This window comes from Staphylococcus sp. LKG4-2 (assembly GCF_050955665.1).
GTDB classification, from domain to species: domain Bacteria; phylum Bacillota; class Bacilli; order Staphylococcales; family Staphylococcaceae; genus Staphylococcus; species Staphylococcus saprophyticus.
Genome location: NZ_CP194532.1, coordinates 2,441,001 through 2,454,790 on the forward strand (window position 1 = coordinate 2,441,001; position 13,790 = coordinate 2,454,790).

Annotated in this window: 12 protein-coding genes; 2 read left to right on the forward strand and 10 right to left on the reverse strand. The window is 31.3% G+C overall.

Annotation, left to right across the window (positions count from 1 at the left end):
• Window positions 1–603: 603 nt before the first annotated feature.
• From cidR to isaB (ACM6UH_RS12065), 4 genes are all read right to left on the reverse strand, one after another.
• A complete protein-coding gene (gene cidR, locus ACM6UH_RS12050; protein ID WP_002484126.1) occupies window positions 604–1,479 on the reverse strand; it encodes a cidABC operon transcriptional activator CidR in 876 nt (291 codons plus the stop codon).
• A 56-nt stretch (window positions 1,480–1,535) separates the two neighbouring features.
• Entirely contained in the window at window positions 1,536–2,408 is an 873-nt protein-coding gene (bla, locus tag ACM6UH_RS12055) for a class A beta-lactamase (protein WP_104010420.1), read from the reverse strand.
• A gap of 182 nt (window positions 2,409–2,590) precedes the next feature.
• Window positions 2,591–3,175 (reverse strand): immunodominant staphylococcal antigen IsaB family protein, encoded by a 585-nt coding sequence (gene isaB / locus ACM6UH_RS12060; RefSeq protein ID WP_048787689.1) that lies wholly within the window; start codon window positions 3,173–3,175, stop codon window positions 2,591–2,593.
• A 43-nt stretch (window positions 3,176–3,218) separates the two neighbouring features.
• Window positions 3,219–3,803 (reverse strand): immunodominant staphylococcal antigen IsaB family protein, encoded by a 585-nt coding sequence (gene isaB, locus ACM6UH_RS12065; RefSeq protein WP_011303818.1) that lies wholly within the window; start codon window positions 3,801–3,803, stop codon window positions 3,219–3,221.
• Window positions 3,804–4,290: 487 nt separating this feature from the next.
• On the opposite strand from isaB (ACM6UH_RS12065), the gene ACM6UH_RS12070 reads away from it, so the two are divergent.
• A complete protein-coding gene (locus tag ACM6UH_RS12070) occupies window positions 4,291–5,673 on the forward strand; it encodes a GntP family permease (RefSeq protein ID WP_048787688.1) in 1,383 nt (460 codons plus the stop codon).
• Window positions 5,674–6,016: 343 nt separating this feature from the next.
• Here the strand turns inward: ACM6UH_RS12070 and ACM6UH_RS12075 are convergent, their stop codons facing one another.
• Window positions 6,017–7,096, reverse strand: a complete 1,080-nt coding sequence (locus tag ACM6UH_RS12075; protein ID WP_048787687.1) for an aldo/keto reductase — start codon at window positions 7,094–7,096, stop codon at window positions 6,017–6,019.
• Between the two features lie 205 nt (window positions 7,097–7,301).
• Here ACM6UH_RS12075 and ACM6UH_RS12080 point away from each other — a divergent pair, with 205 nt between their 5' ends.
• Window positions 7,302–7,607, forward strand: coding sequence for a monooxygenase (locus tag ACM6UH_RS12080; protein WP_048787686.1), 306 nt, complete (start codon window positions 7,302–7,304; stop codon window positions 7,605–7,607).
• 75 nt (window positions 7,608–7,682) lie between these two features.
• Here the strand turns inward: ACM6UH_RS12080 and ACM6UH_RS12085 are convergent, their stop codons facing one another.
• The 5 genes from ACM6UH_RS12085 to ACM6UH_RS12105 form a co-directional block, all read right to left on the reverse strand.
• Window positions 7,683–8,159 (reverse strand): DUF1440 domain-containing protein, encoded by a 477-nt coding sequence (locus ACM6UH_RS12085; protein ID WP_433911969.1) that lies wholly within the window; start codon window positions 8,157–8,159, stop codon window positions 7,683–7,685.
• 117 nt (window positions 8,160–8,276) lie between these two features.
• Entirely contained in the window at window positions 8,277–9,113 is an 837-nt protein-coding gene (locus ACM6UH_RS12090) for a sialate O-acetylesterase (RefSeq protein WP_048787684.1), read from the reverse strand.
• A 36-nt stretch (window positions 9,114–9,149) separates the two neighbouring features.
• Entirely contained in the window at window positions 9,150–9,692 is a 543-nt protein-coding gene (locus ACM6UH_RS12095) for a glycosyltransferase (RefSeq protein ID WP_433911970.1), read from the reverse strand.
• A gap of 18 nt (window positions 9,693–9,710) precedes the next feature.
• Window positions 9,711–11,408, reverse strand: coding sequence for a hypothetical protein (locus ACM6UH_RS12100; protein ID WP_433911971.1), 1,698 nt, complete (start codon window positions 11,406–11,408; stop codon window positions 9,711–9,713).
• Window positions 11,405–13,780 carry a CDP-glycerol glycerophosphotransferase family protein gene (locus ACM6UH_RS12105; protein WP_048787682.1) on the reverse strand — a complete coding sequence of 792 codons (2,376 nt, stop codon included), beginning with the start codon at window positions 13,778–13,780 and terminating at the stop codon, window positions 11,405–11,407. Before ACM6UH_RS12105 ends, ACM6UH_RS12100 begins: the two co-directional genes overlap by 4 nt.
• Between the last annotated feature and the right edge of the window lie 10 nt (window positions 13,781–13,790).

The window sequence follows — 13,790 nt, forward strand, 5'->3', positions numbered from 1 at the left end:
AATATTGTTTTTTTACATATAAATATTAAAATAAAAGCTGTCTGTATACATATGAAAGATAACATTTGTAGATCCTATCATGTTAAAGACTAAAGATTGTATCGAAACATAGCCACCAATGATCGTTTTGGTTGAGGGGGTTTAAGTTTTAATTTTGGGAGAAAACTTAGGTTATTTGGTTTCAACTTATATTTCGTGAACATGATATTAACAAACATTATCCAGACCTCGATAATTTCTTCGCATAAGGGGTTACAAAGCAATATCAAATTTAATGCCATCACACCGTCTCTGTGTCATGCAACATTCATCCGTTTCATCATATGCTTACAAGCTTACTTAGTATCTTTTTTAAGTTATGGAGTCTGACATGTATCACGTTTGTTTTATATACTGTGTATCTATGCTGTTTGACGTCATAAACACTTCGTGAAGACTTACGTTAAAGTATTTGTCTGCTTAGGTAATCAGTGCACATAACCCTCTACAAACCCTATTATAATACGCCACGACCTATGCGCAAAATACATAGTTGGAATAATGAAAATTCCCTATCAGCATACGTAATTTTGGATGATTTCATATCACGTTAATTATATGGCATTATCTATAACTTTTTAAAAAGTTAATCCATTCGCGCGTGACATAATTGATATAACTTTCCTTTTTCCAAATGATACCTAAGTTCCAATTCACATCTGCACCCGTTATTTCGATACCAGTGATATCCTTATTTAAAATACTCACAATACTCTCAGGTAAGATACTCACTCCGATACCATCTAAAATCATATTTTCAATAAACGTGATTTGTGCCATTTTCGCTACCACTTTTGGATGGAAGCCTACTTTTCGACAGCTCTCAATAATTTGATCTTTAATATAATAATCATCATGAAACATGATAAAACGTTCATTCTTCAAATCTCCTAAATATACGGCGGATTGCTTTGCATACTTAGAATTTTTATCAACTACGAGCATTAATTTCTCCTTATATAAAGGAACTGCGTGATAAATGTCATCGTCGACTGGCAATGTTGTAATACCAACGTCAATTTCATCATTATTTAAATAAAATTCAACCGCTTTACCGCCGCCTTCAACTACTTCATACGTCACATTCGGATACATACTGTGAAATTGATTCAAACTTTCTGTGAACAAACGTACATCCATAATTGCTGAGACACCTAGCCTGATATGACCACGCTCTATGTTTGTGACATCATCCATTTCAAGTGATAAATCATCTAATATCGCTAATGCTTCTACGCACTTATCGTAAAATATTTGACCGATATCGGTTAAAATAATATGTTTCTTTCTTCTATCAAACAACGTGACATTAAATTCGTCTTCAATACTTTTAATATTTTTACTAATTGTAGACTGTGCAATATATAAATGTTTTGAAGCCCGAGTCATGCCACCATTTTTTACAACTTCAACAAAATATTTCATTTGCTTAATTTCCATTTTAATCTCCTCTGAATTACCCTTTGTTTAACTTATAATTATACGCTTTTATTGCGCTACTTTAAATACTTAATCACTTCTCTGGCAGAATCTGAAATTACTTTATCATTAGGTTTCGCATCTTTTTGATCTTGTTTGGAATAAATTGCTAAAATAATTGGCTTATCCTGTCCTTTAGGATAAATAAAAGCGAGATCGTTACGTGTTGCATATGTTAAAGCTTGTCCGCTTTTGTCACCAACTGTATAACTGTTAGGCATGCCCGCTTTAATCAAAGTATCACCTTTCTTATTTTCTATCATTGTTTGTTTTAACAATGATAAGTTAGATTCATTCATTTCATTACTAGTTAAAATACTATTTAGCGTTTGTGCAGCAGCTCGTGGTGTCGTTGTGTCTGCCTTGCTATTTGGATCAAAATAATTTAATTCTGGCTCCAATCTTTGTGGTTCCGAAACATCATCACCTAATTGCACCAACTCATGTTTTAAACCGTTGACGCCACCCAATTCTTGCATAATTTTATTATTTGCCGTGTTATCACTCTGCAACATAGATGCTTTAATTAAAGTCTTTAATGACATTGTTTTACCTATGTATTGTTCAGTCACTGGTGAATTTGCCACAATCTCTGATTCATTGATTTCAACTTTTTTATTCAATTCTGATGGAGCTACTTTATTCAATAATATACCACTGGCTATAGCTTTATATGTTGACGCAAAAGCAAATCGCTCATCCGCATTATGTTGATATGCTTTGCCATTTTCCGTATTAATCCCATAAATCCCTACTTTAGTATTGTATTCATTTTCTATTTGATCTATGTCTTTAGCAAAAGTTGTATTATGCATCGATGATAAGCCTATTAAACATACACCACTCAAAACAAACGCAATAAACCATTTCTTTATATATTGATTTATCATTGAAAATTCCCCTTTTTAAATTTAAAAATTTTTATCTATTTATAATTATAACTTTAATATCTTTATTAAGAAAATCATAAAAAGCGAGAAAGAAACCAAATATTCACATTTGATTTCTCAATCTCGCTCATAAACAAATACTTAAATGACTCGTATATGACTCGGGCTTTCCGATACAATCATTAATCTTCAAAATTAATCTTTATCTTCATTAATTTATCATTTTCATCAAAATATGCTGTATATATACCCACATTGGTTTGATATTCTAGGAATGTGCCTTCATCTGTTTCACCACGATTAACAATTTGATTAGAGACATGTGCTTCTTTAAATGTATCCTTAGATATTGTATTAGGTTTTGTTAAAAATGTAATACCGACTACTTCATCGCTACTATTGAAATCAACAGTTGTATCATAAACTTGTTCACTGCGAACAGGTTCTCTATCTGTATGCGGATTAACCTTGTAGCCATTAATTGTCACATTGTCATATTTTAATGCACGCACAAAATTATAATCTTGCGTGAAGGACGGATCATAAGTCGTATAACCTTCGTAGCTATACCAAGGTGTTTGTGCTTTCAAATCTGTTGTACCTTGTGTACTTGCACCACTAGCGCCACCCTCACCATGCCCCCATTTTTGTACTTGCTCTGCTGCTTGCGTATCCGTGTTATTCGTTGAAATATAAGCTGCTGAAGATCCGACAACAAGCGTCGATACAACGACGGTTGTTGAAAGTAATTTCCCTACTTTGTTCATTTAATCTCACTTCCAATCATTATAACCATTGTTTAGATACCTTTTATTGTCCGATTGTCACTTCCATTAATCTGTCATTTTGATCAAAGAATGCTATATAGAAACCATCATTCGTCGCATATTTGACATATGAACCATCTTTATTACCTAATTTACCTTCCTCGGTAATTTCATTAGATGCATGCGCTTTTTTGAATGTCGCTTTAGATACTGAATCTGGTTTCGTGAAGAAAGTGATTTGTACGACTTCGTTATCACTATTAAATTCTACTGTCGTATCATAAACTTTCTTATTATGGTCAAACTCTTTCTTAGCATCTGTATCTACTTTATAACCATCAATTGAAACGTTGTCATATTTTAATGCACGCACGAAGTTATAATCTTGTGTGAAGGACGGATCATAAGTCGTATAACCTTCATAGTTATACCAAGGTGTTTGTGCTTTTAAATCTGCAGTACCTTGGGCACTTGCACCGCTTGCGCCACCTTCACCATGGCCCCATTTTTGTACTTGCTCTGCTGCTTGTGTATCCGTACTATTCGTTGAAATATAAGCTGCTGAAGATCCGACGACAAGTGTTGATACAACGACGGTTGCTGAAAGTAATTTTCCTACTTTACGCATAATAAATCACTCCTCATTTTTTGAATCCCTTTTGGCGAAACATGAGCAATACATAATGCATTCAAACACTAGTACATCAATTCATCCCTATTAGCAAGTTAACTTTCATATTACGAGAAAGAACCCCTAAGCAAAGTTACATTTACATATGATATAGACACATACAATGGATGCGATTTCTATAAGAAAATAAATGAATTATTTCTAAATCACCCCTTAGTTTGTATTTCCCTATTGACAAAAGTGTAATAATTCACTTTAATCATACACCAAATATATATAATTGCAAGAATATATAAGATATTTAATCAACTCATTCACCTTTCCTATTATTATAATGAAAGCGGTTTATTGTCATTATGATTAATTTGTTTTAAAATGAATCTCATAGTCTGAATTAATTTTTTTAATAAATCATATTTATATATATTTTATCGATAAACACAAATCGTTCTATATCGATACTATACATAAAGGGGAGTTTCAAGTGACAACACAAGACTATCAACTATTGATTATTACAGTGATAAGTATTTTATTTCTCATCTTTTTAATCACTTCAAAATTAAAATTCCATCCACTACTTGCATTACTACTAACCGCAATCTTTGTCGGTTTCACTTCTGGATTAGACATTGATAAAATTGTTGAATCTATAGAAACTGGGGCTGGTTCAACACTCGGTGAAACGGGCGTAACCATCGCGCTAGGTGCCATGCTAGGTAAGATACTTTCTGATTCAGGTGCTAGCGACAAAATTGCATCTTCGATATTACAGAATGCGTCTTACAAAAAATTGCCATGGATGATGGCGTTAGCTGCGTTTATTATTGGGATTCCAATGTTTTTCGAAGTTGGATTGATTATGCTACTGCCACTGATTTTTACAATTGCTAAAAAATTAGAAGATGAACATAAAATGAAAGGATCTGCCTATGTAGCTATCGGTGTGCCTGTTATTGCTGCATTAGCAACGATGCATGGTATGGTGCCACCACATCCTGGCCCACTGATTTCAGTGAATCAGTTTGGTGCGAATATCGGGATAACTATGGTACTTGGTGTCATATGTGCGATTCCAACCATTATCATCGCTGGTCCACTTTACGGTAAATTTATCACACCGCGATTATCTGTGAAGCCAAATCAAGATTTGTTAAATCAATATACGAACGACAACAACGAAAACACCCAAGCACCATCAACATTCATAGCCTTTTCTACTATATTAGTTCCAGTGATTATGATGTTATTACATGCCATTGCTGGTATCTTTTTTGGAGAAAAAACATTACAATACAAGATTTTCGAATTCTTCGGAAGCCCAATCATCGCCATGTTTGTGGGTGTGCTTTATGCCATTATCGTTCTCGGCTATTTAAAACATCGCGACACACAAAAAATTCGAGATGCTTTAGGTAGCAGTTTGAAACCTATCGCCGGTATCATGCTAATCATTGCGGGTGGTGGCGCATTCGGTCAAGTCCTTGAAGATTCTGGCGTAGGTACGGCAATCGTTCACCTTGCCGACAATTTCTCATTATCTGCGTTATTAATGGGATGGGTAGTGGCTGCATTATTATCTATATCAACAGGTTCCGCAACCGTTGGCATTGTTGGCGCAACCAATTTACTTTACCCATTGATTCAAGCAAATCCAAGTATTAACAAAGAATTATTAACGATTGCTATTGGTTCTGGCTCTTTATTCTTTAACTACGTAAATCATGGTGGCTTCTGGTTAGTCAAAGAATCCTTTGGTATGTCTATGGGAGAAACATTTAAAACGATTACGATTGTACAATCCATTGTCGGTATTTGTGGTCTGATTATGGTACTACTCTTGAATGCTATTATTGATTTGTTTTAACGCTAAAAGGAAATGGGACAGAAATCAAATTTTTTAATTGAGATTTCGAAGTCCCATCTATACAATCAAGGCAAGGATGACTAGGATTGAAAGTTTTCCTGAGCTGAAGCTCATGCATAAGTCTCACTAGCATTTTTATGCATAAGAACTACTCATTTTCATAAATAGAAAAAGCAGTAAGACTTTACATCTTCAGTTCAGTCATGTACTGCCTAAATGAAAAGGCGTCCGAGACATTTATTTTTGTCCCAGACGCTTAAGACTGTCGATAAAGTCTCAGACTTTGTTGACAGTTTTTTCATACTTTACCTTCAATCGCTTTAAAAATGACAAATACTTCAAATTATAGCAACGTATCTTTTCTTTCCATCAAACGATTATATCCTTCTAAATAAGTCTTTTCAGCATCAGAAGCTTTGTCATAAGCGTTCATCGCGCGATGCCATAATGGATAAATCGGTTCTGGTGTAGTTAATTCCGTAATTGTCTTAATTTCATTGCTTGTCAGCTGTAAATGATAAGAAGCAATATTATCTTGCAACTGCGCTTTCGTTCTCGCAGCTAATACAAGCGAATCAACATTAGGTCGATCTCTTAACCATGCCAAAGTGACTTGAGCAACTGACACTTGATGTTGCGTTGCAATTTCTTGTAACGTATCTATCAAATCATAAAACAACGCTGTATCTTTGACGTATGGTTCTGCCCAACCGTCACCTTGTCTAGTACCCGGTTCACCAGCCTGTTGTCGGTTAATCTTTCCAGTTAAAAGCCCTTCACCTAACGGAGACCAAATACTGTTACCGACACCTAATTCCTTACCGGCTGGTAGTAACTCGTATTCCGCTTCTCTAGATTCAGGTGTGTAATATATTTGTTGCGCAATAGGTGGTGCCATATGATTTGCAACTGCCAAGGTGTGCGTCTTCGCTAAAGCCCATCCGCTATAATTAGATACACCCCAATAACGAATCTTACCTTTTTGAATTAAATCATTCATCACTTGAATCGTCTCTTCTACAGGTGTCTGACCATCCCATAAATGTGTATAATACAAATCAATGTAGTCCGTGTTCAAGCGCTGTAAGGATTCATCTATAGAACGCTCAATATTTACACGCCCTGCACCACCATCGTTAGGATTATCCGTTAATTGAAATCCAGTCTTACTACTAATCACCATCTGATGTCGTTTATCTCTAATCGCTTTGCCTAATGCAATCTCGGAATCACCTTTAGAATACAAATTCGCAGTATCAAACTGATTAATACCTTGATCCAAAGCATAATCAATCATATGATTGGTCATGTCTTGAGACATACCGCCTGCATTTTCAAATCCATTTGTACCTGTAAATGGAATACTGCCTAGTGCATATTTAGATACTGATAATCCTGAATTACCTAATTGTGTATAATCCATTATTTTCCTCCTCACATTTGCTTACTACACTTTATGTTCCCTTTTATTCGTGAATTAAATCCAAAGCCACTATTTCACAATGCTTGTTATCCCAATGAACATGGATAAGATTTATCCAACACTTTTCAATGTTTGTCGGTACCTTCCTTTTAAAATTGCGCGTATGATAGATCTATAAATATAAATATTGGAAGGATGTTGAAGTATGGTCACTATTTTACAAGTTGATTTTCCATTAAAAGGTCCTTTTGGAGAAGCCATGGCACAACAATTTGAAGATTTAGCGAAGTCGATTAATGATGAACCAGGATTTTTGTGGAAAATTTGGACAGAAAATGAATCTGAACAAGAAGCTGGTGGTATTTACGCTTTTGATACTTACGACAATGCACAACAATATTTAAACATGCATCGTACTCGTTTAAACTCAACGGGTGTTTCAAAAGTTAATGCTAAATACTTTGATATTAACGAAGGCCTTACAACAATTACGAACGGACGCATCGATTGATTTCACAAATAATATCCCCCTTAAACATGCACGTAATCGTGTCTCATTAAGGGGGACGTTGTTTTATATTTTAAATTATTTTACTGATGTTCTCACCAAGTCAATTGTATACATCCATACCATATGACCTAGCAATTCGGAGAAATGTTCTTCGGGTGGCAGTTCATCACGTTCTGGCGTGAGTTTAAGTTTCGGTAAGACAAATTCATGGAATAACACATGCACACCTATGCCAAACAAGCCACCTTTCCAAGCCGTAACAGATTCAGATTGCTCGCTTAATAACGCATACAGTGTCGCATTTGTAACAGAAAAACCATAATGGATGCCCATCACTGCTAATGGCACTTCATTATCATTATATACATATGATGCATGCCGTATTTTATCTGGTACATTGAATATCTTCATCATTGTGACAGGCGGTGGTTCTTCATCTGGTTCAGGTGTACGTGGCGGTAGCAAGCCTTCCCAGCCCATTTTCACAGCACCAGCTAACAGTCCACCAATAACACCAGTGATTGCTACACGTTTGATTGAAATATTAGACATTTTCTTCACCTCACTAGATTATTATCCACTACTCTATTTACCCTAAACGGAAATAAGTTAGTGATTTTAATCTGTGAAGCCTTAGAATTAGATCATTTCCCAGGAAATGCATTATGATTAAAGTTTACCCATGCCCTCAATAAATGCTTCATATGTGATTTCATTCTTTGAAAACTTCGAAACAAGCATATACATTTTTTCATTTTTCGTATATTGCGTTTTATAGAGTATAGTCTCTGCCTCTTTTTCTTCCGGTAATGGCTGATTGATGTGTGTTTGTCTCGAGAAAGCGGCAAAATAACGCATGCCCAATAAGCGTTGTGAGTTTGCATTGATATGAATAGCATCTGGATTAGCCGTAATATCTTGTGCCGTGACGTAATAAGAATTTGTTGTTAATTGCGTAACACGTTTGAGTGCCTCATTGATTTGTGCATATTCTACTGCACTTTGACCAAATGCTGCTTTGCCTAAAAAGTCAGGTAATAATCCGACAATAAATGGTACTTCAGGAATATTTAACTGTTCTCTAAAATAATTGATCAACGTTTTCAATTTCTTGTCATAGTCTTGGTAGCGTTGATTTAAGCTATCACTCTCACCTTGATGCCACAATATCCCAATGATTTCACTCGTTTCTTGAGCAAATGTCGCCTCTGCAAGTGCGTGTCGTGTCAGTATTTGATCCGGTGCCCAATCATCAATCGTTGTACCACCGTCAGCGCACGGAATTAAACCAATCGTTTCATTTGGGTGTTTATCCAACCACAATTTTGCAAAAGAAGCAGCCGGACCAATGCCAGCGACTGAGCGATCACTGTGAATCGGCTCCTCCATCATTTGCCACTTACCATTTCTTAACATCATCATCCGTTCATCAATGATGGGCGGTACTTCATCTATAAATCCACGTCCCGCCATATTTGATTGACCTACCAGTAGAATTGATTTCATATATAACTTCCTTATATCGATATTTATTTAATATAGTTATTTGCACACCTTTGTATAAAACCTTGATATTGCACTTTCATTATATTTATTAATATCAAATTGCGTGTTTTTTTTAATATTTCCATTTATTAAGTCAATTATGCCATTTTTCAATCCTTCTATTGAATTTTCAACTAATTGACCATTAGTTCCTTCTAATACACTCCTGTTTCCAGTAATATCAGTAGCTATAATTGGTTTATGCAATGCAAGAGCTTCTAATAACACCATTGGTTGACCTTCGTGATTCGAAGATAAAATGAAACAATCCGCCTCATTTAAATATTGATATGGGTTATCAACTTGCCCTTTCATACTGACATATTCAGAAATACCTAACTGGTTCACTAATTTTTTCAACTCATCTTCCATCACACCTGAACCTAATATAATTAAATTTATATCTATTTCAGGATATTCATCAATAACTTTTTTCAATGATAACAGTAGTTTATGATGATCTTTTTCTGGTGAAAGTCTACCAATTGTTATTAATTGTATACCAGTTTTATTTATAGATTTTGGCTCGATAATATTCATGTTTTTGTAACTTTCAATTTAATAATATTCTTTATTATTAATTAAAAGTTGGTTATTACTGTTCTTCCCTCTAATTTTCTCTAAAATGTCTTCATAATCTATCGAATTATTTACGAAATCAAATTTTCGATATGATGCATAATTTTTAAGATTTCTTGCATTCAATTCTTTGGTCTGTAATGATACTGAAATTATTTTATTATAAAAACGATATAGCGAAAAAACTCTAGGTAAAATATATTTATGTTTAAATTCCCCATTAATTTGTTTTTCTGTTTCAGACTTTAAATCATTGTGCTGATATACAATTTTTGTACGGGCATCTGAGAATGCGAATATAGAAGTCCAAAAAGGTACATAGCCACTAAAATCAATTGCTATATCAATTTTTATATCTCCAAGTAACCTTTTCAATTCTCTTCTACTAAATGTTTTTAATTCTTTTTCACCTAGATATTTTCTATAACCACGTCTCTGAGTCACAAATTGATTTTTTCTAAATTCAGAAAAAGTAGTATTACTTTGCCCCATACGATAAATTAAATTGACGTTATCATTTAATCTATTCATATTGTACTTCTCTACCTCTCCCAAATTACTTTTATCAATAATAATCAAATTATATTTATTATAATCTATTTGATTAGATAAATTTATAGCAGAGGAAGTTATACCATTGTTTAGAAAACCACCACAGTACATAAGGATATTCATTTTGTTATTATTATTCAACGAAATAAAATCATCTTCATTACCTTTAATAATATTTTTTATTGTATTGAAATTTGATATATAATTTTGTTTTTCAACTAATGTTACTTTTAAATCATCCAGGTTGAAATCTATATGATAATTAGCTATTCCTATTAAATCTGCATAATTATCACTAATCACTATACTTGATTGTAAATTCAGAAACTCTTTAGAAATATTCGATTTAATTAAAATAAACTGCAGCTCTTTAAAATGACTATAGTATTTATGCAAAGTAGGATGTACATATATAAATAAGTCATCAAAAATACTATTACCCACTTTTAAAAGTTCAATTACTTGTTTTCTTGTATATTTTTTTGTGAAAATCATCACTCCACTTTTTTCTTCATTTTCAGTTACAGGACAATAAATATTTAAGTCTTCATAAATTTTTCCATTAAATATATTTTTCAAATTAAATAATTTAGTATAAAGTTCAGTCTCTTTTTTATTCTTAAACAATATGTGAGAAGATTGAAATAATGTTCGTTGAATATCTATTTTAAACTTTTCATATTGGTCTTTTTCATCTAGTTGTCCAGAAAATATATCTGTTAGTTGAATAACTTTTTGTTCTTTTTTTCTAATAAAATAGGAGGGTAAAATATCACAATTAATAATAATTTCAGATGAAGATAAACATTTTAGAAACTCATACGATTCTTTTTTTACATAGGTAACATTTTCTATATTTGTATTTATATTCTCGTCAATCGCTATTATTAAATTATAATTTTTAAAATCACTTTTAAACATATTTATTAAACATAATGTATTATTTGTAATTAGTCTGGTAGTAATTATGAGAATAGAATTTTTATTAATTTTCATTTTCTCATAATAGTCTGTGTAATCTACTACCTTTCTAAAATTTTTATTTTTATTATATAATTGATTAGGCTTATCAAACTCAATTTTTTGTTTATCTAATATATTTTTAAGTTTTTTTATTTTGCTCATTTCGTTCTATCAATCCTTTCATCTCCATCAATGATAGATTTAATATTATATTTTTCTATCAAAGGTAAGAACGTTCTCCATTCGTAAATACTAAGATGATCTTTAAAAATTAAATTAAGTAAATTACTTTTATCAGTAACTAATACATTTATATTATGATGGTATAATTGATATATTTTATCCATTGAATATTTAAAATCTTCTAATACGAATATATACTCCGCAAATTTTGAAATATATATTCTATCAGCACTATTATAAAAAACTGGAATTAATTGATCTTTTTCCAACAGATAATTTTCTTCAAATATTTTTAAGTTTTGTATATCTAATCCGTAAATATATATATTGAAAGTATCAAAATATTTTTTTCCTCTAATCAAGTTATAAAAATTCAAAACTTCCTCTAATGTAATATTCATTGCATCTATAAAAATAAATTTATCACTCAATTTCATTGTTTTTATAAAAGCAAATCTCTCTTTTTGATTAACATCTTCTAATTGCACTAAAAATGAGTCTTTTTCCACTAATTGAATTTTTTCAGTAAAATTTAAATCTAATAAATTTATATTTAAATACTCTATGTTCAGTTCTGGATTTTCTTTTTGTATTTTTAATGACTCAATATTAAACGAAATATGTTCATCAAATTTTCTAATAAACGATTTATAATAATAATTGGGATCTTCATTAAATTTTTTCAGTAACTTCATATCTAAAAATTGTGTTTTTTTAGTATTTGGATAAAATCCTAAAATAACTTGCCAAAACGTATTACTACTAAAATTATATATTTGATGTATGTTCAGGTTTCCTAGCAGTCTACCAATCTCTTTTTTCGACAGCTCATTTAACAATATTTCATTGTTTTTAATAGAACCTATATCCATAGCAATCATATATTCTATCCAATTTTTTTTGCTTGCATTTAGATTTCCAAATCTAAAGAATATTTTTATATCTTTTAACTTATTAATTTGCATTTCTTCTTCAAAAGTCAAATTGCTTTTCACTAGTATTATTATATTGAACTTCGCCCTATCAAAATTTTCGTTAATATATTTAATCTTTTTATCAAAACTATAATCTAGTAAATCGTCAACAAAGAATAATATGTTTCTTTTTGTATTTTTATATGAAATTGAATATTTTGATTTTTCGTTATTAAAAATCAAGTCAACTACCGTATCACTTACAAAACCATTTTGTAAGCTTACATAAGAGTCGATTTTACATCCCTTTAACTTCGAAGGTCTTTTTATCAATTTGTTTAATTCATCCTTATTTTCAGCAACATAGCAATTTAAATCGCTGAATTCAAGATAAGTTCCTCTATCTGATAAATACTCTTCTTTATCGTATATATATAAAATTATAGGTTTGTTTTTTATATAAAAATCAAAAAATATACTTGAATAATCAGTAATTAATAAATCGACTATGGATAATGTTTCATTAACATCTATTGAATCTGGTATAAATAAATTTGATAGTTCTTTATCATCTTTAAAATATTTGTATAATAATGGATGTACTTTTAATAAAAGTTGATATTCAGAATCTAAATTTTCTTGTATATTTGAAATTATTGTTTTAACTTTCTTTTTTATATCAGTTTCTTTACCTACATTACCTCTCCATGTTGGTGCATATAGAGCTATCTTTTTGTTTTCTTGTATATGGACATAGCTTTTTAGTTTTTTTGTTATATCTATTTTATTTGTGTTATTTATTAAATCAATTCGTGGATAACCGACTTCTAATACTTCCCCAGAATAGATGCCATCTAAATTATGTGATTTTACCAATTTCTCTGTAGTATAAGAATTAGGTGATAAAATATAATCAGACTGTAAAAAATTTCTTTGCAAATTTTTTAATTGCTCAATTGGTCCGTTCATATCAATACCAAGTGTTTTTAGTGGAGTTCCATGCCATGTATTAACGTAAATTTGCTCATTTCTTTTACAAAAATATTGTGGGAAAGAAGTGTTATTTATTAAATACTTAGCTCTTGCTAAGTAATATAAATATTCATCTGAATTGACTTTAACAAAGCGTATATTACTGCAATTTTTAAATCTATCCGTTTCTATAGAATGAGTATTTATGACCCAAACATGCATATAATCTTCAAATTCTATTTTTTTTTGTATTGCTTTGAATATTGCATACGGATTATCTGTCATGCTCTTTCCATGAAATGTTTCATATAAAATAGTTTTTTCTTTTATTTCTTCATTACAAAATGCATTATATTTTTCTATTATTCTTTGGTTATTATTGTTTTTTAATATTTCTTCATATCTTTTATTATAATAATTATATTTTACATTTTTTTCATTATTTAAATATATAGATCTATCCATTTTTTCTCCT

What these genes read in the sequence shown, in the direction of transcription:
- bla (WP_104010420.1), bottom strand. Translation starts at nt 2,408, where the DNA reads ATGATAAATCAATATATAAAGAAATGGTTTATTGCGTTTGTTTTGAGT.
- ACM6UH_RS12100 (WP_433911971.1), bottom strand. Translation starts at nt 11,408, where the DNA reads ATGAGCAAAATAAAAAAACTTAAAAATATATTAGATAAACAAAAAATT.
- ACM6UH_RS12080 (WP_048787686.1), top strand. Translation starts at nt 7,302, where the DNA reads ATGGTCACTATTTTACAAGTTGATTTTCCATTAAAAGGTCCTTTTGGA.
- ACM6UH_RS12090 (WP_048787684.1), bottom strand. Translation starts at nt 9,113, where the DNA reads ATGAAATCAATTCTACTGGTAGGTCAATCAAATATGGCGGGACGTGGA.
- ACM6UH_RS12075 (WP_048787687.1), bottom strand. Translation starts at nt 7,096, where the DNA reads ATGGATTATACACAATTAGGTAATTCAGGATTATCAGTATCTAAATAT.
- isaB (WP_011303818.1), bottom strand. Translation starts at nt 3,803, where the DNA reads ATGCGTAAAGTAGGAAAATTACTTTCAGCAACCGTCGTTGTATCAACA.
- ACM6UH_RS12085 (WP_433911969.1), bottom strand. Translation starts at nt 8,159, where the DNA reads ATGTCTAATATTTCAATCAAACGTGTAGCAATCACTGGTGTTATTGGT.
- ACM6UH_RS12095 (WP_433911970.1), bottom strand. Translation starts at nt 9,692, where the DNA reads ATGAATATTATCGAGCCAAAATCTATAAATAAAACTGGTATACAATTA.
- ACM6UH_RS12105 (WP_048787682.1), bottom strand. Translation starts at nt 13,780, where the DNA reads ATGGATAGATCTATATATTTAAATAATGAAAAAAATGTAAAATATAAT.
- isaB (WP_048787689.1), bottom strand. Translation starts at nt 3,175, where the DNA reads ATGAACAAAGTAGGGAAATTACTTTCAACAACCGTCGTTGTATCGACG.
- cidR (WP_002484126.1), bottom strand. Translation starts at nt 1,479, where the DNA reads ATGGAAATTAAGCAAATGAAATATTTTGTTGAAGTTGTAAAAAATGGT.